21 protein-coding genes are annotated in these 20,902 nt (G+C 63.2%); 16 read left to right on the plus strand and 5 right to left on the minus strand.

Annotated features, from left to right (window positions below; translation table 11 throughout):
* Position 1 precedes the first annotated feature (1 nt).
* The 5 genes from A477_RS0106780 to A477_RS0106800 form a co-directional block, all read right to left on the minus strand.
* The gene (locus tag A477_RS0106780) at positions 2-637 is read right to left on the minus strand and encodes a hypothetical protein (RefSeq protein WP_017198265.1); all 636 of its coding nucleotides are present in this window, start codon (positions 635-637) and stop codon (positions 2-4) included.
* Positions 624-1,259: an RDD family protein gene (locus A477_RS0106785; RefSeq protein ID WP_017198266.1), complete on the minus strand. Its 636-nt coding sequence runs from the start codon at positions 1,257-1,259 to the stop codon at positions 624-626. The genes A477_RS0106780 and A477_RS0106785 overlap by 14 nt, the downstream gene beginning before the upstream one ends.
* 46 nt (positions 1,260-1,305) lie before the next feature.
* Positions 1,306-2,112 (minus strand): hypothetical protein, encoded by an 807-nt coding sequence (locus A477_RS0106790; RefSeq protein WP_017198267.1) that lies wholly within the window; start codon positions 2,110-2,112, stop codon positions 1,306-1,308.
* Positions 2,109-3,089, minus strand: a complete 981-nt coding sequence (locus A477_RS0106795) for a hypothetical protein (RefSeq protein WP_017198268.1) — start codon at positions 3,087-3,089, stop codon at positions 2,109-2,111. The genes A477_RS0106790 and A477_RS0106795 overlap by 4 nt, the downstream gene beginning before the upstream one ends.
* A gap of 197 nt (positions 3,090-3,286) precedes the next feature.
* Entirely contained in the window at positions 3,287-3,775 is a 489-nt protein-coding gene (locus A477_RS0106800) for an inorganic diphosphatase (RefSeq protein ID WP_014920365.1), read from the minus strand.
* 147 nt (positions 3,776-3,922) lie between these two features.
* Between A477_RS0106800 and dacB the strand changes: the two genes are divergently transcribed.
* The 16 genes from dacB to A477_RS0106880 all read left to right on the plus strand — a co-directional run bounded on the left by dacB (position 3,923) and on the right by A477_RS0106880 (position 20,162).
* Positions 3,923-5,368: a D-alanyl-D-alanine carboxypeptidase/D-alanyl-D-alanine endopeptidase gene (dacB, locus tag A477_RS0106805; RefSeq protein WP_026005409.1), complete on the plus strand. Its 1,446-nt coding sequence runs from the start codon at positions 3,923-3,925 to the stop codon at positions 5,366-5,368.
* Between the two features lie 60 nt (positions 5,369-5,428).
* On the plus strand, positions 5,429-6,550 hold the full coding sequence (locus A477_RS0106810) for an Rv3626c family coenzyme F420 biosynthesis-associated protein (RefSeq protein ID WP_026005410.1): 1,122 nt from the start codon (positions 5,429-5,431) through the stop codon (positions 6,548-6,550).
* Positions 6,551-6,642: 92 nt separating this feature from the next.
* Positions 6,643-7,713, plus strand: a complete 1,071-nt coding sequence (gene tilS, locus A477_RS0106815) for a tRNA lysidine(34) synthetase TilS (RefSeq protein ID WP_017198271.1) — start codon at positions 6,643-6,645, stop codon at positions 7,711-7,713.
* 31 nt (positions 7,714-7,744) lie between these two features.
* Positions 7,745-8,296 (plus strand): hypoxanthine phosphoribosyltransferase, encoded by a 552-nt coding sequence (hpt, locus tag A477_RS0106820; RefSeq protein ID WP_011772910.1) that lies wholly within the window; start codon positions 7,745-7,747, stop codon positions 8,294-8,296.
* Positions 8,297-8,479: 183 nt separating this feature from the next.
* Positions 8,480-9,325 (plus strand): hypothetical protein, encoded by an 846-nt coding sequence (locus tag A477_RS0106825; protein WP_026005411.1) that lies wholly within the window; start codon positions 8,480-8,482, stop codon positions 9,323-9,325.
* A 270-nt stretch (positions 9,326-9,595) separates the two neighbouring features.
* A complete protein-coding gene (gene ftsH, locus A477_RS0106830) occupies positions 9,596-11,665 on the plus strand; it encodes an ATP-dependent zinc metalloprotease FtsH (RefSeq protein ID WP_017198273.1) in 2,070 nt (689 codons plus the stop codon).
* 10 nt (positions 11,666-11,675) lie between these two features.
* Positions 11,676-12,311 carry a GTP cyclohydrolase I FolE gene (folE, locus tag A477_RS0106835; RefSeq protein WP_026005412.1) on the plus strand — a complete coding sequence of 212 codons (636 nt, stop codon included), beginning with the start codon at positions 11,676-11,678 and terminating at the stop codon, positions 12,309-12,311.
* 5 nt (positions 12,312-12,316) lie between these two features.
* Positions 12,317-13,222, plus strand: coding sequence for a dihydropteroate synthase (folP, locus tag A477_RS0106840; RefSeq protein WP_017198275.1), 906 nt, complete (start codon positions 12,317-12,319; stop codon positions 13,220-13,222).
* A gap of 12 nt (positions 13,223-13,234) precedes the next feature.
* Complete coding sequence (gene folB, locus A477_RS0106845) at positions 13,235-13,594, plus strand: dihydroneopterin aldolase (protein ID WP_026005413.1); 360 nt, start codon at positions 13,235-13,237, stop codon at positions 13,592-13,594.
* Entirely contained in the window at positions 13,591-14,136 is a 546-nt protein-coding gene (gene folK / locus A477_RS0106850; protein ID WP_017198277.1) for a 2-amino-4-hydroxy-6-hydroxymethyldihydropteridine diphosphokinase, read from the plus strand. The genes folB and folK overlap by 4 nt, the downstream gene beginning before the upstream one ends.
* Positions 14,133-14,654 carry a DUF3180 domain-containing protein gene (locus A477_RS0106855; protein WP_017198278.1) on the plus strand — a complete coding sequence of 174 codons (522 nt, stop codon included), beginning with the start codon at positions 14,133-14,135 and terminating at the stop codon, positions 14,652-14,654. The genes folK and A477_RS0106855 overlap by 4 nt, the downstream gene beginning before the upstream one ends.
* Complete coding sequence (locus A477_RS0106860) at positions 14,635-15,147, plus strand: PH domain-containing protein (RefSeq protein WP_017198279.1); 513 nt, start codon at positions 14,635-14,637, stop codon at positions 15,145-15,147. The genes A477_RS0106855 and A477_RS0106860 overlap by 20 nt, the downstream gene beginning before the upstream one ends.
* Positions 15,144-16,730, plus strand: coding sequence for a PH domain-containing protein (locus A477_RS0106865; RefSeq protein ID WP_017198280.1), 1,587 nt, complete (start codon positions 15,144-15,146; stop codon positions 16,728-16,730). The genes A477_RS0106860 and A477_RS0106865 overlap by 4 nt, the downstream gene beginning before the upstream one ends.
* Complete coding sequence (locus tag A477_RS0106870) at positions 16,723-17,631, plus strand: Rossmann-like and DUF2520 domain-containing protein (RefSeq protein WP_017198281.1); 909 nt, start codon at positions 16,723-16,725, stop codon at positions 17,629-17,631. The genes A477_RS0106865 and A477_RS0106870 overlap by 8 nt, the downstream gene beginning before the upstream one ends.
* A 5-nt stretch (positions 17,632-17,636) precedes the next feature.
* On the plus strand, positions 17,637-18,539 hold the full coding sequence (panC, locus tag A477_RS0106875) for a pantoate--beta-alanine ligase (RefSeq protein WP_017198282.1): 903 nt from the start codon (positions 17,637-17,639) through the stop codon (positions 18,537-18,539).
* A 105-nt stretch (positions 18,540-18,644) separates the two neighbouring features.
* Complete coding sequence (locus tag A477_RS0106880; RefSeq protein ID WP_017198283.1) at positions 18,645-20,162, plus strand: DHA2 family efflux MFS transporter permease subunit; 1,518 nt, start codon at positions 18,645-18,647, stop codon at positions 20,160-20,162.
* Positions 20,163-20,902 lie beyond the last annotated feature (740 nt).

Below are 20,902 nucleotides of genomic sequence, written 5' to 3' on the forward strand. Positions count from 1 at the left end.
TTCAGTCAAGCGCCGTCCGTCCGGTGAGTACGACGGCGGGCAACGCACCTGATGTGGCGCGCACGGCATCGGCCATTCCTGCGTCACGCAGACTTTCCTGGACTGCCAAGACCAAGGGCCGCGGATCCTCCGCGGAGGCGAAGACCCAGAAGATTTCCCGGGCTTGGAAAACCAGTGCATTTCGCCCACCGGCACCCAACGAAACCTTTTGGCGCGCCACCAATCGACGGTCGGGATCACTGCCGTCAGCCGTGGTCACCGCTTTGAGGCTCCCAGGTGCAATGTCCCTCCAAGGAATCACTACCCGGTTGTGCTTTTGGGAGTACTTGGCCACCATGCCGTGGTCGAAGACCAGCAGTTTCCTGAAGCTTCCCAAGAGAGTCAGGGACCAGAGCACCAATCCGGTCAGGGCACTGGCGGTGACGAATAGTGCCGGGTCGCTGAAGTGTCCTGCCTCCCTCGTGGAGCGGATGGGGCTGACGAATTCGGCAATGGTCCCGAAGACGAAGCCCACTACCAGGCAGGGGATCAGCGCTTTCCAGAAGATCCTGCGTGAGGATGCGATATAACGAAGCTGGCCGAGTTCAGGCCCGAGCCTGCGCTCCACCCGGCGAACCAGCCAGTTACGGCCGCGCATCCGGACGCTGGCCGTAGAGGTTGGGCATGTTCCGGCGCTCCGCTTCGGAGGCCTGTTCTGCGGCCACCACTTTGGGATCCGGGACAGGCTGCTGGCCTTGGGCGATTCCCGAGCGCCGGTCAATAGCTGCAAACTTCGGATCCCAAGTGTCGTCTCCGCCGCCGCTTACGGCGGAGGCAATGAGCATCACGACGAAGAACGGGAAGAAAGACCAGCAGATGGCGCGCCAACCGCCCAACCATGCTCCCGCCGTCGTGCCGTTCTTGATCCGCACGGAGCGCATGCCGGCGGCTGCGTCGCCCACGCTGCCCACGGATCCCCAGATCATGCCGTAGGCGAACAGTCCCACGAACCACAGGACAACGTAGAGCGTCAGCCACAAACCGTCGTTATACCCGAGGGCAGAGCCGCTGTTCATCATGGATTCACGGACCACCGCAAGGATCACGGCCAGAACCATGTAGCCAACCAGGAACACCACCGCATCCAAGACGCGGCCCCAGAAGTGGGCACCTGCCGAGGCTTTGACGAAGTACGCGCCTGTTTCAGGGTGGCGGCGAACGGGGCGGCCGTTGACAGCGTCAAGCAGCCCGGTGAGGGTGGAGGACTTCGAAGTGCTCATAAGGGGCTTTCAGCTCGACGGCGGTGTATGGCTTGAGTGGTTAGCGTCAGGCCAGTCCCGCAAGTCCACCGAGGACGCGGGCCAACGATGGTGCTGAGGTTTCCTGCAGCTCGAACGACACCGATTCGGTCTGCTCAGAGAGGCCGGACGCCTGAGAACCCTCCACACGTGGGGTCAGCACGTGAACGCTGGAGGGGCCGGTGTACACGGTAACCGTGGGGAACTCGTTGGTATTGGAATTGAAGGCCACCACGTTGCTGGCGGCCTGGGTGTCGGCCAAAGCCGTGGCGGCGTGCGCCTCGAACTGGGCTTCCGTGTAGAGGGTAGGTTCGGTGTCGCGGGCTGCAGCCTGCTGGGGGTCTACGAACTCGACCAAGCGCGGAACCAGCTGATCGCGGGTGACTACGGTGAAGCCGTGCAGCCCACTTTCGTCCACTTCTTCCAGCAGGACGCCTTCATCGTGAAGGTAGCCGTAGAGCCAGCGCTTGCCGGTGGACACCGTGCGTTCCACGGAAACCACGCTGCTGCCGCTCCGGCGCAGGGTGAGGGCACCGGTGATTTCTTCGGTGGCGTGCAAGCGCGACGGCTCGGTTTCACCCTCGAACACCACCGGGTAAACGAGTTCCTTGGCGAGCAGGCCGCGCAGCGCGATAGCGCACATCAGTTCCTTGCTTGCGTCCTGGGCAGAAAGCCACGGCAGGGCAACCAGCTGTTCGTGCTGAACACCGTCCAGGGCCACAACTTCTTCATCGGTCAGCGTGGGCAAAGGCGCGCCGATTGCGCTGGCCGAGGCCAGGACCTTGGCTGCGGCCTCAATGTCCCGCTGGGTCCATTTCATGGTGCTGGTGGTCATCCGAATATCCCTCCGACAAAGTTTCCGACTGACTTGGCGGCGTCACTGACCCCGTCTGCCACCTTACTGCCTACGTCCTTGGCGAAGCCTGCCACCTCCTTGGCCCCGTCAGCGATGTAGCTGCCAGGGTTGCGTGCGAAGTTGCTGATGGAGTCCCAATTGTCGGCGACGAGGTTACCCAACGCCCACGCGCCCGCAACGATGCCGGCGCCGATCACGATGGGAGCACCGATCGGCCCCAGCAGGGCTGCGCCGCCGGCTGTCATGAGCATGATGCTGCCAACGCCGCCAACCACGGACAGGCCGCCGGCAACGCGATCGCCAGTGCCGCGCCAGCCGTCGTGCTCGGGGTTGATCATGTCGCTGATGCCGCCCACGATGTTGAGCGGCGCCGCCAAGGCGCCGGCAATGCGGAGGCCCTTGGAGAACTTGCTGGCCTCCTGGAACGCCTGGCTGTAGGGGATGTTGGCTTTGAGGTCCGTGAGGACATCCGTGACTTTCTCACCGTTACGCAGCGCGGTCATGGCGTCGCGCACCACAGTGCCACCGGCGCGCCAGTTGGTCAGGACCTCGCGGGTCTTGACCCATTCTGCGTTGCCGAGCTTGAGGTATTTGTAGGCCGTCCACAGCGGAGCGCCCAAACCCTTGACGCCCATGGCGGTGTCGTAGACGTCCTTGAGGACACCAACCGAGGTGCCTGAACCATCATTGTGGCTGGCGAACTCCTGCTGATTGGCGTGCTTCTTCAACTGGCTCGCATTTTCGCGCAGCATGTTGGCGGCCTTCATGAGGCTCTGCCGATGCTGGCTGTTCCAGTCGCCCTTGAAAACCGTGGCGTCCCGGCCCTGCCACGCCGTGGTGGAGTTGATCGCGTTGGACAACTGCGTGCTTTGCAGGCTGATGGCGTCGGCCGCTTTGCCCATCACACCCGCCAGACTGCGAAGCTGCGCTATGTCCGCGCCGTAGAACCCAGCCATATGGAACCCCCTGTGAATATGCATCGAACCTGTGAACATGCATCGAAAAGTCTGGTCCCAGCCTAGGCGGACCCGCAAGCTGCCGCGATGGGGAGACATGCCCATGTGCGTAAACCGTTAAAGAACGACGGCGGCCGGTGGGTCCCGGGGGAACCGCACCAGCCGCCGTCGAGCATCAAGCGTTTAGAGCCTTGAAATCAGTGGCCTTCGGCAGAGAAGCGCTTGATGGAAGCTTCCAGCTCGGCTTCGGCAGCGGCGCGGTCGCCCCAGCCTTCAGCCTTGACCCACTTGCCGGGCTCGAGGTCCTTGTAGCGCGTGAAGAAGTGCTCGATTTCCTTGACCAGGAATTCGCTGACGTCGCTGACTTCCTGGATGTGATCGAAACGTGCGTCAACGGGGACGCAGAGGACCTTGGCGTCTCCGCCGCCGTCGTCGGTCATGTTGAAGACGCCGATGGGGCGGGATTCAACGATGACGCCCGGGTGCAGATCGAAGTCCTGCAGGAGCACCAGTGCGTCCAGCGGGTCGCCGTCTTCGCCCAGGGTGTTCTCGAAGAAACCGTAGTGTGTGGGGTACTGCATGGAGGTGAACAGGACGCGGTCCAGGCGGACACGGCCGGTTTCGTGGTCAACTTCGTACTTGACGCGCGATCCCTTGGGGATCTCGATGGTCACGTCGTGCTTCATGGAATGCTCCTTGACGGGTGTGGGTGGGGCGCGGCAGGCAAAAGCGCAGCCGGCGCCGCCGACTACTATTGAGGATATAGCGAGAGGCCCGGGTTTCTTGAACCGGCGGGGACATTTCAGGACTGACAGGACCAAGCAACTTCCATGATGGGCGTTAAAAACGGGGGTGCCCGCAAGCGGGTGCCTGCGGCGTGGGGGCGCTTTACATGGCCGGTGCTACTGACCACAGTTTTGCTGTGCCTCGGCGCCGTGGTGGTTGTGGGGATGTTTCCGAACCTGCTCAGTTTCCCTAAGCCCCCACCCTCCATTCCTTCCTGGCAGCAGGTGCCGGACCGCCTTTCGGGCGCCAGTAGTGTGCTTCCGTTGGACCCCTCCGCGCCTATCCCGGTTGCGAGCGAGGTCGTGAAGCTCCTGGACGCCACCCTGAAGCCCGACGGCGGGGGCAACATCAGCGGCGTGGTGTTGGACGCAGCCACTGGCCAGGTTCTTTTTGACCGCGAGGCCAACGCCAACCGCATCCCGGCCTCGAACATGAAGCTGTTGACCGCTGTTGCAGCCTTGAAGGCGCTCGGTCCCGACTCGAGATTCACCACCCGCGTGCTCGCATCTGACAGCCCTTCCACAGTGGTGCTGACCGGGGGAGGGGACGTTCTGCTGGGCGCTTCAGTTTCCGAGCCCACCGCTGTTCTTGGGCGGGCGGGGCTGGCTTCCCTGGCCGGGGACACCGCCGCGGCCTTGGCTTCGGCGGGGATCAAGGGGCCCATTACCGTGCAGGTGGACGATTCCCTCTTCAAGGGAGCGCCCCTTAACCCCGCGTGGAGTTTGGACGATGTCGCCGCCGGGGAAACCGCGCCGTTGTTCTCCTTGGCATTGAACTCCGGCCGCTACGCCCCGGACGTTCTGAGCGGCGCCCGACCCCAGGATTCCGCCCTCACTACCGCCCAGGCGTTCGCCGAGCAATTGGCGGCGGCCGGCGTTTCGGTGAGCCCCGGCGTCGAACGGGGTAAGGGTCTCCCCGCTAAAGAGTTGGCTGCTGCTGAGTCCGCAACCGTGAGCGAGCAAGTGGACCTCATGCTCGAATCCTCGGACAACTTCCTCGCGGAAGCGCTGGGCCGGATGACCGCCTTGGCGTCTGGTCTCGAGGGGACGTACGACGGCGCTACTGCGGCCGTGCGGCAAAGGCTGGGGGAGCTGGGGATCGCCACGGATTCGATGCAGCTCGCCGACGTCTCGGGCCTTGCCTTGGAGAACCAGGTCACGGCCCGGCAATTTGCCGAGGTTGTCCGGGCCATCACCAGTGGGCCGGAGCTTGCCTTGCGGACCGCGCTCGACGGTTTCCCCGTGGCCGGGCTTACCGGCACCCTGAATGACAGGTACGGGGACGCCGGTACGTCCGAGGGTGCCGGCCTGGTCCGCGCCAAGACCGGGACCTTGAATACAGTGATCGCACTGAGCGGTTACGTGGTGGACGCCGACGGCCGTCTGCTGGTCTTCTCGTTCGTCGGCAACGGCCTGGATCCGGGTGCCGCGGGTAACAAGGTGGCCATGGACCGCTCGGCGTCTGTCTTGGCAACATGCGGGTGCAGGGGCTGAATGCTCCGCGCGGAGCGAACTTAAGGCCTACTGTCAGTCACCTGTGGTGTGATGGACCGTATGGTGTCATCTGCCCGAGATTCGTCAGCAGGGGCCCCGTCCCTGATCAATTGGGACCTGGCCGCCTCTACGGCTGCCCGGCTTGCCCCTCCCGGTCCGGAGCTTAGCGCCGGGGAGATCGGCAAGGCGGTGGACAATCTGCGCTTCAACGCGGATATCTCCGTCCCGCACGTGCACGACATCACCGGCTTGGATGCCGCACGGGACCTGCGCGATTCGCACGTCCTGGTGGTTGATCGGGCCTCGTGGTCCAAAGCCAATACGCAGAGCTTCTCGGTGATGCTCCAGCCGGCCTTGCAGAAGATGCTGGAAAGCCGCAGCGGAGTGGCCATGACCCCGGCCGCGGCTGCTGCCAGCGGAGCCATCACCGGCACGCAGCTCGGTGCCGTGCTCGCGTTCCTTTCCAGCAAGGTCCTGGGCCAGTACGATCCCTTTGCCGCATTGGCACCTGACGCCAACGTTCCGCCGGGCGGCCGACTCCTGCTGGTGGCGCCGAACATCATCTCCGTGGAGCGCGAACTCAACGTTCACCCGGACGACTTCCGTCTCTGGGTGTGCCTGCACGAACAAACCCACCGGGTCCAGTTCGCCGCCGCACCGTGGCTCCGTCACCACATGCTGGATGAAATCGAGAAGCTCAGCGGCAATCTCCTGGGCAACATGGATACGTTGGTTGAACGCGCCAGCGCTGTAGCCAAGTCCCTGCGCGACCGTAACCCCTCCGGGAAAACGCCCGGCCGTGGCGCCATCCTGGACCTCCTGCAGAATCCGGAGGAAAAGGCTTCCCTTTCCCACATAACAGCCGTCATGAGCCTCCTTGAGGGGCACGCCAACGTGGTGATGGATGCCGTGGACTCGAGCATTGTTCCCTCCGTGAAGACCATTCGCCAGCGCTTCAACGAGCGCGGCAAGGATCGCGGCGTGGTGGAGAAGTTCATCCGAAACCTCCTCGGCCTGGACGCCAAGATGCGCCAGTACACCGATGGCGCCAAGTTCGTCCGCGAAGTCGTTGCCGTGGCTGGAATGGAGGGCTTCAACCGGGTGTGGGGATCCGCCGACTACCTGCCCACCGAAGAAGAGATTCACAACTCCAAGCTTTGGCTTGAGCGGATGGGGCTTTGAGCGTACCTGCCGGTTCCGCCGTCGGTTCTTCGGGTAAGGGTCGACGTCGGCCCGGGCGTCTCGCGCCGGTCGTCGGCAAGGCCCGGAAGCAGTTGCAGAACGCCCTGGCTTCTGCGGGATACCCGTCACACATCCTCGTAGCCTGCAGCGGAGGCCCGGATTCCTTGGCTTTGGCAGCCATCGCGGCCTACTTCGCCAGACGGGGCCATGTGGACGGACATGCAGTGTCTGTCGCAGGCGTGGTGGTGGATCATCAACTGCAGCCTGGTTCCGGGGAAGTCGCTTCCCGGACTGCTGCCGTGTTGCGTGAACTGGGACTATCACCGGTGGAAGTGCGCACCGTAGAAGTTGCTGCCACCGGTTTCGGGCCCGAGGCCGCCGCCAGGGATGCCCGTCATGCTGCCTTGGAATCTGCCGCCGACCACCTGGGTTGTGACGCGATCCTGCTCGGCCACACCCTGGACGACCAAGCCGAACAAGTACTCCTGGGCTTGGCTCGTGGGTCCGGAACGCGCTCCCTCGCTGGCATGAGGCCCGCTCGCGGACGCCTGCTCCGACCGTTCCTTGGCCTTCGCCGGGAGGAGACCTTGGAAATCTGCCGGGTGGAAGAGTTGTCTCCCTGGCATGATCCGAGCAACTCCGATCCTGCGTTCGCCAGATCCCGGACGCGTGTTGAAGTGATGCCCGTGTTGGAAGAGAAGCTGGGCCCGGGCGTGGCAGAGTCCCTGGCCCGGACCGCCGCTATCCTGCAGCAAGATGCCGATTTCCTTGAAGATCTTGCCAACGAGACCTATCTCTCACTCGTCCAGCGCGAGGGCGGGGACGCCTGGCTTCCCGAGGACGCCGTTCGTGAACTGCCCGCAGCGCTCAGGTTCCGTGTCATCGCAAAGGCAGCGGCCGACGTCGGGGGTCAACAACCCGGCTACGGGCGCCTCCAAGCTGCGGAAGCGCTGCTTCGCCGGCAAGGTTCAGCAGGGCCCGTCGAGCTGCCCGGCCACGTGAGTGTGTACCGTTTGTCCCTCAGCGATTTGGAGCAGGAACAGTCTGTTTCATCAGCTGTTTCAACTGCAGATGCGACTCGTGATCCGGCCAAGGGCGGTCCCCGCGAAGCCGCGCGCTGTGGGAAGCTAGTATTCCGGCATCAGAAACCGTCCCAACAGTAGCCGCACCCGAGCATCAAAACAGGAGCCATTGGTGGATTCAAACGACGTCCAGGCAGATCTCAAGCACGTTCTTTACACCAAAGAGCAGATCCAAACGCGTATCGCGGAACTCGCGGCGCAGATCGACAAGGATTACGAAGGCCGCGACATCCTCATCGTCGGTGTCCTCAAGGGCGCGGTCATGGTCATGGCCGACCTCGCCCGCGCACTGCACAGCCACGTCAGCATGGACTGGATGGCTGTCTCGTCCTACGGCTCGGGCACCCAGTCCTCCGGTGTTGTCCGGATCCTCAAGGACCTCGATACCGACCTCATGGGCAAGGACGTCCTGATCGTCGAGGACATCATCGACTCCGGCCTCACCTTGTCCTGGCTCAAGTCCAACCTTGAATCCCGCGGCACGGCCAGCGTCGAAATCTGCACGGCTTTCCGCAAGCCGACCGCTGCCAAGGTGGAAATCGACGTCAAGTACGTCGGCTACGACATCCCCAACGAATTCGTGGTCGGTTACGGTCTCGACTACGCCGAGAAGTACCGCAACCTGGACTTCGTGGGCACACTGGCCCCGCACGTTTACGAGTAACCCCCGCTCTTTAGGCTTACCTCGCCGCGCCCTTTTCCGCCGTTTGCACCCGTAACCTCTGGTGCATTTGGCGGGAGTGGGTGCGGCGTTGGTGCTTAAGGGATGCGCCGGGCGGTTGCAGGGGCAATCGATGGGTGCCGGAGGAGCCTGCCGTTGCGCCAACCCTCCGCGCTAGACTTGACCATGACCGGTGCCCCTGCCCGTCTTCTGGCGTGGCTCGCCGTCATGGCGACTCTGCTCACGGCTTGCACTCCTGCCGTCGATTCCACTGTGCTCGATGCAGGGCAAGCAATCGCGACCTCGTCCGCCGTGCCGCCCACGGGTGACGCCGCCGGGGTCCCGTCAACGAGCGCCACTCAGGCTCCTTCGCCCGCACCGCCACCTGCACCTATGCCGCCACCGCCACCCGCGCCGCCTGCGGTGCCCCAGGCATTCGCCGTCAACCTCTACCAAGAGGGGGACTTCGTACCGCAGTACACCTTTGACTGGTGTGTTGCTGCGAGCATCCAGATGGCCCACAACCTCGTCGATGGCACCAGGGGCGGTTCGTGGGCATCATCCGCACAGCAAAGTGAACTGTGGGAGATGGCCCGTGCCCGGTCATCCAATTCGTTCAACGGAGCCAACCCGCGAGGTTGGGCGCAGGTGCTGACCGAAGTGGGAATGGGGCCATACACAGTAGTCAGCATCGCCAACTACGAGGACACGCTGCAGACGGCGGCGCGTGCCATAGCCGAAACCGGCCGACCGGTGGGGCTGGTCATGTGGAGCGGCCGTCACGCATGGGTGATGAGCGGATTCGAATCGATGGGCGACCCCTCACAGTTCCCGGAGTTCCACGTAACGGGAGTCCGCGTCCTGGATCCTCTCTATCCGCACGGAAGTGGACAATGGGGCCCGTCACCGGAGCCCAACAGCCTGCTCACCCCGGCGCAGCTGGCCACACAGTTCGTGGTCCGTGAGCCACGACGATGGAGCGCGGACCTGCCCACCGGCTACCTGTTGGTACTCCCGGTCGCCGCAGCCTGACGCAACCTATCCAGTCAACCTGCCTCCTGTCCTTGTTCCAGTCGTCAACCTCAAGAGCGTCGCCCCACCTTGGCCTGCAACGCGGCACAAAAACCCTGTTCCAGCACGCATAACGCGAGTATCCTGTGTACGCCCAGAGGGAACTTTTGGACTTTCCGATGCGTGAATTACTGGGAACGGTGTATAGCTTGAAACTGAAGCAGCACCACTCGCGCGCAGAAGTTGCGCCTTGCAGCACTACCAGGAGGGACGGGGCAAAACCCCGATCAGATGAAAGCTAAGAGTTTCTTCAAAGGCCCGGGCATCTGGATTGTTGTCGTCGTTGGCTTGCTCCTGGTGGCATTCGCAACACTGGCTCCGGGCGGTTCCACGCGCATTGACACCAAGGACGGCCTCGAACTCCTTTCCCAAAGCGGGAAGGTTGAGCAAGCCAAGATTTTCGACGCCGAGAACCGTGTTGACCTGGTGCTTAAGGACAACCTGAACCTGGACGGCCAGGACAAGGGCAAGAACGTCCAGTTCTTCTACGTCACGGATCGTGGTCCGGATGTAGTGAAGGCTGTCACCAACGCCAACCCGGACAAGGGCTTCACGGACCAGCCCGTAGAGAACAACTGGTTCTCCGGCCTGTTCTCCCTGCTCATCCCTGTGCTGCTGCTCGGTGTGCTGTTCTGGTTCCTGCTTTCCCGAATGCAGGGCGGCGGCTCCAAGGTGATGCAGTTCGGCAAGTCCAAGGCCAAGCTGGTCAACAAGGACATGCCGCAGGTGACCTTCTCCGACGTCGCCGGTGCTGACGAAGCCGTGGAAGAGCTGCAGGAAATCAAGGAGTTCCTCCAGGAACCGGCCAAGTTCCAGGCCGTTGGTGCCAAGATTCCCAAGGGCGTGCTGCTCTACGGCCCTCCAGGCACCGGTAAGACGCTGCTGGCCCGCGCTGTTGCCGGCGAGGCCGGCGTCCCCTTCTTCTCCATTTCCGGCTCGGACTTCGTTGAAATGTTTGTCGGCGTTGGTGCTTCCCGTGTTCGCGACCTTTTCGAACAGGCAAAAGCAAGCTCCCCGGCCATCATCTTCGTTGACGAAATCGACGCCGTTGGACGTCACCGCGGCGCCGGTATCGGCGGCGGTAACGACGAGCGCGAGCAGACCCTGAACCAGCTCCTCGTCGAGATGGACGGCTTCGACGTCAAGACCAACGTCATCCTCATCGCGGCCACCAACCGTCCTGATGTCCTGGACCCCGCGCTGCTGCGCCCGGGCCGTTTCGACCGCCAGATCACCGTGGAAGCCCCGGACATGATCGGCCGCGAACAAATCCTTAATGTCCACGCCAAGGGTAAGCCGATGGCCCCCGGCATCGATCTCAGGGGTGTTGCCAAGAAGACTCCCGGCTACACGGGTGCGGACTTGGCCAACGTGCTGAACGAAGCTGCCCTGCTGACGGCGCGTTCAAATGCCAATCTCATTGATGACCGCGCATTGGACGAGGCTATCGACCGCGTCATGGCAGGCCCGCAGAAGCGCAGCCGCGTCATGAAGGAACTCGAGCGCAAGATCACCGCTTACCACGAGGGTGGCCACGCATTGGTTGCTGCTGCCCTTCGTAACTCCGCCCCGGTCACCAAGATCACCATCCTTCCCCGCGGCCGTGCGCTCGGCTACACCATGGTGATCCCGGAAGACGACAAGTACTCTGTGACCCGCAACGAACTGCTCGACCAGATGGCCTACGCCATGGGCGGGCGTGTTGCTGAGGAAATCGTGTTCCACGATCCCTCCACGGGTGCTTCCAACGACATCGAAAAGGCCACGTCCACGGCCCGGAAGATGGTCACCCAATACGGCATGAGCGAACGTGTTGGTGCCGTGAAGCTGGGCCAGGGCGGTGGCGAGCCGTTCCTCGGCCGCGACGCCGCTCAGGAGCGTAACTTCTCCGATCAGATCGCCTACGTTGTGGACGAGGAAGTACGCCGTCTGATCGACCAGGCGCACGATGAGGCCTACGCCATTCTCACGGAAAACCGGGACGTTCTGGACCGTTTGGCGCTGGAACTGCTGGAGCGGGAGACACTGAACCAGACGGAAATCGCAGAGATCTTCCACGACATCCGAAAGCGCGACTTCCGCGAGATCTGGCTGTCCAAGGAATCCCGTCCGGTCCAGTCCATCCCGCCCGTGGAATCCCGGGCCGAAAAAGCGGAACGCGAAGCCCAGGAAGAGGCCAAGAAGGCCCGTCTTGACGAGCCTTTGGATGTCGTGGCGCCCCATGCCCAAGGAGTCAGCAGCCAGGAGTCATTCCAAGCCCCGCAACCCGACGGCGGCAACGACCACCCGCATCACGGCTAAGCTTTCTGCTGTGACTCATTTCGACGACGACGACGACCTCGCCGCCGCCCACGGTTCCGCCGCGGGCTCCAAGCACGGCCACAAAGTGGACCGTCCGCGCATTGAAGCGGCTGTCCGTGAGATTCTCCTGGCGATAGGTGAAGACCCTGATCGTGGGGGCCTCCTGGACACGCCAAAGCGCGTGGCCAAGGCTTACGCCGAGGTCTTCGCCGGGCTGCATCAGCACCCTGCGGATGTCCTCTCCACCACGTTCGACCTCGACCATGAAGAGCTTGTCCTCGTGAAGGACATCCCCTTCTACTCGACATGCGAGCATCACTTGGTGCCGTTCCACGGCGTCGCGCATGTGGGTTACATTCCGTCACATGACGGAAAAGTGACCGGCTTGAGCAAGTTGGCGCGGTTGGTCGATATCTACGCGCGTAGGCCGCAGGTGCAAGAACGCCTCACCACACAGATCGTCGAGGCACTTGTGAAGCACCTCAACCCCCGCGGTGCGATTGTCGTCGTCGAATGCGAACACATGTGCATGTCCATGCGCGGCATTCGCAAGCCAGGCGCAAAGACCGTCACCAGTGCGGTGCGCGGTCAACTCCATGACCCGGCCACCCGCGCCGAGGCCATGAGCCTCATACTCGGAAGGTAAGCACTATGGACTCCCTCGCTGCAGCACCTGGAACCGGCCCGGCCACAAGCCCGCTGCCGATTCTCCGCAAACCGCGACCCGCTGCCAGGTTTGAGGACCTGCCAACAGACCGCACGCTCGTCATGGGAATCCTCAATGTCACCCCGGATTCCTTCAGCGACGGCGGCGCTCACCGGACACCGGACACCGCCATCGCGCTCGGCCTGCGCATGTTTTACGCGGGCGCAGACATCATCGACGTCGGTGGTGAATCCACCCGTTCGGGCGCTGAACCGGTTTCCCCCGAAGAAGAACAACGCCGCGTCATCCCGGTGATTCAAGCATTGGTGAAAGCCGGCGCGCTGGTCAGCATCGACACGATGCACACGTCCACCGCCGCCGCTGCCATTGAGGCGGGTGCGGCCATCATCAACGACGTCTCCGGCCTGACGATTGAACCGGACATGCCCGAGCTCGTTGCCCGGACCAAGGTTCCGTACATCCTGACCCATCGCCGCGGCGACGCCCTGACCATGGACAGCCTCACGGACTACAACAACGTCACGGAGGACGTCGTGGCCGAGCTCAGCGGCGTCCGCGACAAGCTCTACGCTGCTGGTGTTGCGTCGGAGCAGATCATCGTCGATCCCGGTATCGGTTTCTCCAAGAACGAGGACCAGAACTGGGAGATCCTCAAGAACCTGGACCAGCTCTTCACGCTGGGCCACAAGGTGATGGTTGCCGCTTCCCGCAAACGGTTCCTCGGTTCGCTTCTTACAGTGGCCGGTAAGTCCGCTGCGCCGTTGGAACGCGACGCAGCCACCGCTGCCATCACCGCCTTGAGCGCCACTAAGGGCGCTTGGGCTGTCCGCGTTCACGACGTCGGCCCCAGCCTTGACGCCGTCAAGGTCGCCGCCCGCATTTCCCGCTGATTGGATACCGCTGTGGACAGGATCACGCTGACCGGCGTCACCGCCGTCGGCTATCACGGAGTGTTCGATTTCGAGCGCCGTGACGGCCAGCCTTTCGTTGTGGACGCCGTGCTGTACGCAGACTTCACCAAAGCGGCTGAGACGGACGATCTCCAGTACACGGCCCACTACGGTGAAGTCGCCGAACTGATCACCAAGCACATCGAAGGCGAGCCCTTGAACCTCATCGAGGGCCTCGCCGTCAGGATTGCCGAGGGCATCCTCGGGAACTACAACGTGGCCGCCGTCGATGTGACCGTCCACAAGCCCAAGGCACCCATCGAGGTACCGTTTGGCGACGTCACTGTCAGCGTCCACCGGGAGCGATCATGACGTCCGGCTATACCAAGGCCATTCTGGCTCTTGGCAGCAATCTGGGGGAGCGGAACGACACCCTCTCCACCGCCGTCGCGGACCTGGTGGACCCGCCGGAAGTGCGCCTCCTGGGAGTATCGCCGGTGGTGCAGACCAAGGCCGTGGGCGGTCCCGAGGGCCAACCGGATTTCCTCAACATGGTCATGGCCGTGGAGACCACGTTGACCCCTTTGGAGCTCCTGAAGCACTGCCACGCGGTGGAACAGAAGCATCACCGCACCCGCGAGGTGCGCTGGGGCCCAAGAACGCTTGACGTGGACATCATCGTGTTCGGTGACGTGCTCAGCGACGATCCCGTTCTGACCATTCCGCATCCGCGGGCAGCTGAGCGTGCTTTCGTGCTTTACCCGTGGTCCTTACTTGAGCCGCACGCCACGCTGAATGGCGAAAGCGTGGCTGAACTGGCCGCCGTCGCCGCTGACATGCCGGACATCCGGCGCTTCGACGGCTTCGGTGACGTGGCCGGCGTGCCGGCGACGGGAGCAGTGGAGCAGCCATGAAAGCAATGCGCCCCGTAGTTCTGGTGCTCATCGCCGTCATCGCTGCCGTCATCGGATGGTTGGCTACGGTCACTACCAACCGTTTCAGCATGCAAACACCGGTACTGCCGGTCTCCGCACTTATCACCATGGCTGTCATCGCCGTCCTCACGCTCATCATGGGCATCCGTGTGCTGCGTTGGCGCAACGGTAAGAAGAAGAATCTGCTCAACCCGATCCTCGCGGCAAGGACGCTGATTCTTGCCCAAGCCTGCGCCTACGCCGGGACTTTGCTCCTTGGCTGGCATGCAGGAATCGCGATGGATCTTCTCCGTATAGGTGGCTTGCGCGGCGGCGAGGGCATTCTGTGGAATGCCCTGCTGATGGGCGGAGGCGGTGTGGTGATGGTGGTGGTTGGACTCGTGGTGGAGCGGTTCTGCCGGATCCCGCCGGAGGATCTGGAAGGTGGTACCGCCGGACCGGAAACCCGTCGAGGCGAAACAAAGGGTGAAGGCGAGTATGCATACCGAGGCGATTGATCCTCCCGGCGTCCAGTGGCTGAGGGTATCCCCGAAGTACGTCACGGTTCGCTTGGTGGAGTGGGCTATCGGCAACGTCTTGATGCTCGCGGTCCTCAGTTTGCCTCTGATTTTCGTGCTGCTCGGCTGGTGGCGGTGGCCGCCGTTGTGGCTGGCCATCACGGTTCCCGCGGTGATGCTGGTACTGGCGCTGTGGCGGCTCGTGCTCATTCCACGCCAGGTTCGTGCGATCGGCTACGCCGAGCGCGACGACGACCTCCTCATCCGCCGCGGCATTTTTTTCCAGCGGACCATGGTGGTCCCTTACGGCCGGATGCAATACGTGGACGTTGCTGTTGGTCCCGTTGAACGCAGCTTGGGACTGTGCACGCTCAAACTTCACACCGCGTCAGCGGGAACCAATGCGCAGCTGCCTGGCCTTCCCTCAGCAGAGGGGGCACGCTTGCGCGAGCAGCTTTCGGCTCGCGGAGAAGCCAGGCTGGCCGGGCTGTGAGCCTGGAGAATAGCGCAACCGAGAGCCTCCCCGGCAAGCCGGAACCATCGGTCGACGGCGGCTGGAACCGGGTCCACCCCGCGTCACCTTTTGTTCGCGGCTGGGTGGCGCTGGCCGCCGTCGGGTTCTTCTTTGGCAGGGACGCTTTCGAGCGGATGCTGCAGGGCCGGGATGTCCTGGACCCGAACCTCAGCGGCCGGGTGCCGTGGCTCCTGGCCGGCGGCGCTGTAGTGCTGCTGTTGACGGTAGGCGGTTTTATTCTCAGCTGGTACTTCACCCGCTACCAGGTGGCCGAGGGGTACGTCCGGGTCAACACCGGCTTCCTGTTCAAGCAGCAACGGCAGGCCCGTTTGGATCGTGTCCAGGCAATCGACATTGTGCAGCCGCTTTTGGCCCGGATTTTCGGGCTCGCTGAGCTCAAGTTCGAAGTGGCCGACGCCGGTGAGTCGGCAGTGCGGCTCGCTTACCTCCCTCTTGACCAAGCCAAGCAGCTGCGTGCCACCATCCTTGCCCGGGCGGCAGGTGTGGTCAGTGGGCCCGAGACGGCAGAGGAAATTCCGGAAGCTCCCGAGCATGTTGTGTTGTCCGTGCCGCCGTCCCGGCTCATCGGTTCCTTGCTGCTGAGCGAGCAGACCATCGGAATCCTGGCCGGCGCCGCCGTGGTTGTTGTTGTCTCCGTTTTCACGCAGAACCAGACGTTATTCCTGGCGCTCATCCCCGGCATCCTGGGAATCGGCGCCGCGTACTGGAACTCCTTCAACAAGGGCTACAACTTCACGGCTGCAATCTCGCCGGACGGTATCCGCCTTCGATACGGCCTCCTGGATACCCAAGCGCAGACCTTGCCTCCGGGACGCATCCAAGCGCTCATGGTGACGCAGCCACCCCTGTGGAGGATCTTCGGCTGGTATCGGATGCACGTCAATGTCGCGGGTTACGGGGTATCGGGCAGTACCGAAGGTTCTGCCCGCACCATGTTGCTACCTGTTGGGATGAAGTCTGATGTCCTGCGCATGATGTCGTTGGTGCTGCCTGATCCTGGAGTTGAGGATCCGGAACGGGTATTCACTGCGGGGCTCGAGGGACTTGGGCCGGTAGGAGCTGACCCGGCCCATGGGGACGGCTTTATCACCACTCCCCGCCGCGCCCGTTTGTTGGCCCCGTTGGGCTGGCGTCGCAATGGATTCTTTGCCACCGAAACTGCCCTGCTGATCCGATCCGGCCGCTGGTGGCACACGTTGGTCATGGTTCCGCACCAGCGGACGCAATCCATGGCACTCCACCAGGGTCCTTGGGCGAGGCGCTTCGGAGTGGCCGATCTTGTCCTCCACACCACGGCGGGTCCTGTTTCACCCCGGGTGTTCCAAGCCGGAGTAGAGCAGGCAGTGGAGCTCTTCGATCAGCAGGCCGCCCGTGCCCGGGAAGCACGGAAGAGGCAAACCAGTGAACAGTGGCTCGCGCAGGTGGCTCCGCAGGCCCCGGAAGTCGCAGCCGCCATGCCGGAACCACCAACCCAGCCGGAACCACCGGCTCAGCCCACGCAAAACCAGACTTCACAACAGGAGGACCGCCACGATGGCTAGGCCAGGACGACTCGGCGTCGGGATCATTGGTGCCGGGAAAGTGGGGGCCGTGTTGGGTGCCGCTTTGCGCGCAGCCGAGCACGCCGTCGTCGGGGTTTCTGCTGTGTCCGAGGCAAGCCGCGAACGGGCTGAGAACCTTCTTCCCGGCGTCCCGATCATGGAGATTCAGGACATCGTGGAGCGCTCCGAGCTCGTTTTGCTCGCCGTCCCTGACGACGCCCTCGGCGAGTTGGTCGCGGGGTTGGCCAAGCTGAGAGCCTGGCAGCCTGGTCAACTTGTGGCGCACACGTCAGGCCGGTTCGGCGTCGGGATCCTCAACCCGGTCCGTGCGGTGGGCGCGATACCGCTGGCACTTCATCCCGCCATGACCTTCACGGGCATGAGCCTGGATCTGACCCGGCTCATGGACTGCACTTTCGGGGTCACCGCCGATGCTGCGATGCTGCCAATTGCTCAGGCACTGGTGGTGGAGATGGGTGCAGAGCCGGTGGTGATTGCCGAGGCCGACCGCACCCTCTATCACGCATCACTGGCGCACAGCTCGAACCACATGGTCACGCTGGTGGCGCAGGCGTCCCAGATGCTGCGGGAGATCGGCGTCGAAACGCCGGAGTCCATGCTGGGTCCGCTGTTGCGCGCGACGCTGGAGAATGCTCTCGCGTCCGGCGAATCTGCGCTGACCGGTCCGGTAGCGCGCGGGGACGTGGGCACCGTTTCCGCGCACGCCCAGGCTCTGAAAGAGTACGACGGCGGTGCAGGCGGCGATGTTCTTGCGGCGTACCAGGCCATGGCGCGGGCCACGGCGCGCAGGGCGGGAAACCGCGGACTGCTGCGCCCCGAGCAACTGAACGAAATTGACGAGGCTTTGGGCGCGGAACCCAAGGCGCCGGAAGGAAACTGAACAACATGGCCATCAAACTCGTGACCACCGCGGCGGAACTGCGGACGGAGAGCGCCAATCTCCTGGCCGCCAAAGGTGGAAGTTCGCAGGGGTTGGTGCCCACCATGGGTGCACTTCACTCCGGTCACGCGGCACTTGCCCGGGCCGCTGTGGCGGAGAATGACGTGGTGGTGGCCAGTATTTTCGTGAACCCACTGCAGTTCGGCGACGCCGTGGACCTTGATCGCTACCCTCGCACGCTCGACGCCGATATGGCCCTGCTTGACGCTGAGGGTGTGGACCTGGTTTTCGCGCCGAACGTGGACGAGGTATACCCCGGCGGCCAGCCGCTGGTGCGGGTTACGTCCGGCCCGCTCGGCGAAAAGTGGGAAGGCGCCTCACGTCCCGGGCACTTCGACGGCGCACTCACCGTCGTTGCCAAACTGCTGCACTACGGACTACCCGGAGGTGCGGCCGCGGACGGGACGACGGCGGCCTACCGGGCCTACTTCGGGCAGAAGGACGCGCAGCAGTTGGCGTTGGTGAAGCGAATGGTCTCGGACTTGAATTTTCCTGTGGAGATTGTGCCAGTGCCCATCGTTCGCAGTGAGGACGGCTTGGCGTTGTCCAGTCGCAATCGATTCCTTTCCGGGGAAGAACGCGAAGCAGCCTTGGTGTTATCGCGGGCTTTGCGCCTTATAGAGTCCCGCGCAAACGCACACGAACCGCTCCACCTCGATTCCGCCGTCGAGCTTGTCGAGTCCCAGCCGCTTGTGGAACTGGACTATTTCGACGTCGTCGATCCCGACACGCTGGAGCCGCTCGCAGAGAACTGCAAGGAGACTCCGTTCCGCGGTGAGGGTTTGGCGATCATTGCCGCCAAGGTGGGACCGGTGCGGCTTATCGACAACGCTCCGTTGTTCTCCTAACGTTTGGAATTTTTCTGCTGACGGGAATTGGATGGGCGCTTAGACTGTTTTAGTCTTCACCGGCACAGATCGCCGGACACCAAATCCAAACCTTGGGGAATCCTCATGTCTACCGACGTCACGTCCGACGCCAGCGGCAAGCCTGAATCGGGCACTTCCGGCACTGTCATCTCTGCAGAGGCCGCAGCCCCGCAGGCTGGGGTGTCAAAGGCACCAGTCTCGCAGGCCCCGGTGTCCGGGAAGATGTCACGCGAATCCGTGACCGTCATTGTCACGCTGCTGGTGGCAACCTTCGTGGTCATCCTCAATGAGACCATCATGAACGTCGCCCTCCAGCGCCTCATGACGGACCTGCAGGTGAGCGCGTCCACCGTACAGTGGTTGGCCACCGGCTTCATGCTGACCATGGCTGTCGTCATCCCCACCACCGGCTTCATTCTGCAACGGATGAGCACGCGCGGGGCCTTCATGCTGGCCATGGGACTCTTCAGTGGCGGAACGTTGCTGGCCGCATTGGCACCAGGTTTCCTGGTGCTGCTGGTGGCACGCATCGTCCAAGCCGGTGGCACTGCCATCATGTTGCCCCTGCTGATGACCACCATTCTCACGTTGGTGCCGATGTCCAAGCGCGGTGCCGTCATGGGCAACGTCAGCATTGCCATTTCGGTTGCACCGGCCATGGGCCCCACCGTTTCAGGTATCATCCTGGACCACTTCTCCTGGCGCTTCATGTTCGTGTTCGTGCTGCCGGTTGCGCTGGCTGCCTTCGCCATCGGCGCCAAGTACCTCACCAACGTGGGGGAGCGCGAGAAGACCACGTTGGATGTTCCTTCGGTGATCCTTACCGTGCCCGCCTTTGGTGGCCTGGTTTACGGCCTGAGCCAGATCGGTGGCGCCGACGCCGGCGTCGTACCGGTCATTGCATTGGTGGTCGGAGTTCTCTGCCTGGCGCTGTTTGTCTTCCGGCAGCTCAAGCTCCAGAAGTCCGACTCACCGCTGTTGGATCTCCGCGCCTTCAAGTTCCGCATGTTCACCGTTTCCACGCTGCTGATGGTCGTTGCCATGATGGCCCTGTTCGGCGGCGTGATCCTGTTGCCGTTGTACCTCCAGAACACCCTGCACCTTCAGCCTTTGGAGACCGGACTGGCTCTGCTGCCAGGTGGTTTGGCCATGGGCTTGCTGGGGCCGGTCATTGGGCGGATCTTCGACAAAGTGGGTCCCCTGCCGCTGACGGTAACGGGCTCAATACTTATGGTCCTGACCCTGTGGCAGTTCTCGCGTCTGGATGAGGGAAGCGCGCTCGGTTGGGTTATTGCCCTGCACGTCACCCTGAGCCTTGGATTGGCCCTGCTGTTCACGCCGGCATTCACCACCGGCCTCAATCCGCTGCCCCCGCACCTCTACTCCCATGGCTCGGCGATCATCAGCACCGCTCAGCAGGTCGCCGGTGCAGCAGGAACGGCGTTGCTCGTGTCCATCTATGCTGTGGTTTCTGCGTCTTCGGGCGAGGTAGCCGGCATGCAGACGGCATTCCTGGCAGCGACCGTTATCGCAGTAGCCGCTGTGGTGCTCGGTGCCATGATGCGCAAGACCGAAGGTGCCGGCGGACACGGGGGTCACTGACCCTCCAGCCACCCGCGGGTTGCCGGGCTGGTTGGGTGCCGGAGGCGGGGCTCATCCTCTTCGGCCTCGGTCGTTCGTCCCCAGGGATCCCTAACCTCTCGAGCTTGGGCAGGGATCCCTGTCGCCGTGGGGCCAGCTAGGGCGCGCGCTGCGGGATGACCGCCGTATCCTTCGGACGCTCTCTCACTTCCCTCGGGTTTGCGCCCGTCGCTCTCTCACTTCCTTCGGGTTTGCGCCCGTCGCTCTCTCACTTCCTTCGGGTTTGCGCCCGTCGCTCTCTCACTTTTGGTGGGGGAGCGTCGTTGTTTATGGGTTGTGTGTGTCCGGGGTTTGTTGAGTTTCGACGGCGGTGGCTGGGTGTTGGGTTGCGGGCGGGTGTTGTTGGGGTTGGGTAGTGTGATGGGCTTCACTGAAGTCTGTGGTTGCTGTTTTGGGGTGTTGCGGGGTTGTTTTCCTTGTGTTTGCGGGGGTTTTGGGTGGTGTTGGGGTGGATTTGGTGTGGGGGTTGGGCGCGTGTAAAGTTATTCGAGTCGCCGCCGCTGATGCGGAAAGATAGCGACCGACTCCCTTTCAATTCACCGGTTCCGGTAGTGCTTTTGTGTGCTTCTGGTTGGTGAGGGAGGCCTGAAGTTTGGTTTGCTTTGTGCGGCCGGTTCGGGTAAGTTTGAAAAGTTGCTCCGGAGCGATCCTGGTCCCTTGTGTGGGGTTTGGTGGTGCCGGTAGTGTCTGTTGTTTGAGAA

The organism is Arthrobacter sp. M2012083 (assembly GCF_000281065.1).
In the GTDB taxonomy this organism is placed as follows: Bacteria; Actinomycetota; Actinomycetes; order Actinomycetales; family Micrococcaceae; genus Arthrobacter.

Bases quoted from the DNA above. Each gene is read 5' to 3' on its own strand.
- A477_RS0106800 (WP_014920365.1), bottom strand. From the start codon at position 3,775: ATGAAGCACGACGTGACCATCGAGATCCCCAAGGGATCGCGCGTCAAG.
- A477_RS0106860 (WP_017198279.1), top strand. From the start codon at position 14,635: ATGCATACCGAGGCGATTGATCCTCCCGGCGTCCAGTGGCTGAGGGTA.
- folK (WP_017198277.1), top strand. From the start codon at position 13,591: ATGACGTCCGGCTATACCAAGGCCATTCTGGCTCTTGGCAGCAATCTG.
- A477_RS0106880 (WP_017198283.1), top strand. From the start codon at position 18,645: ATGTCTACCGACGTCACGTCCGACGCCAGCGGCAAGCCTGAATCGGGC.
- A477_RS0106810 (WP_026005410.1), top strand. From the start codon at position 5,429: ATGGTGTCATCTGCCCGAGATTCGTCAGCAGGGGCCCCGTCCCTGATC.
- A477_RS0106780 (WP_017198265.1), bottom strand. From the start codon at position 637: ATGCGCGGCCGTAACTGGCTGGTTCGCCGGGTGGAGCGCAGGCTCGGG.
- ftsH (WP_017198273.1), top strand. From the start codon at position 9,596: ATGAAAGCTAAGAGTTTCTTCAAAGGCCCGGGCATCTGGATTGTTGTC.
- panC (WP_017198282.1), top strand. From the start codon at position 17,637: ATGGCCATCAAACTCGTGACCACCGCGGCGGAACTGCGGACGGAGAGC.
- A477_RS0106825 (WP_026005411.1), top strand. From the start codon at position 8,480: ATGACCGGTGCCCCTGCCCGTCTTCTGGCGTGGCTCGCCGTCATGGCG.
- A477_RS0106785 (WP_017198266.1), bottom strand. From the start codon at position 1,259: ATGAGCACTTCGAAGTCCTCCACCCTCACCGGGCTGCTTGACGCTGTC.
- A477_RS0106795 (WP_017198268.1), bottom strand. From the start codon at position 3,089: ATGGCTGGGTTCTACGGCGCGGACATAGCGCAGCTTCGCAGTCTGGCG.
- dacB (WP_026005409.1), top strand. From the start codon at position 3,923: ATGGGCGTTAAAAACGGGGGTGCCCGCAAGCGGGTGCCTGCGGCGTGG.
- A477_RS0106855 (WP_017198278.1), top strand. From the start codon at position 14,133: ATGAAAGCAATGCGCCCCGTAGTTCTGGTGCTCATCGCCGTCATCGCT.
- A477_RS0106790 (WP_017198267.1), bottom strand. From the start codon at position 2,112: ATGACCACCAGCACCATGAAATGGACCCAGCGGGACATTGAGGCCGCA.
- A477_RS0106870 (WP_017198281.1), top strand. From the start codon at position 16,723: ATGGCTAGGCCAGGACGACTCGGCGTCGGGATCATTGGTGCCGGGAAA.
- folP (WP_017198275.1), top strand. From the start codon at position 12,317: ATGGACTCCCTCGCTGCAGCACCTGGAACCGGCCCGGCCACAAGCCCG.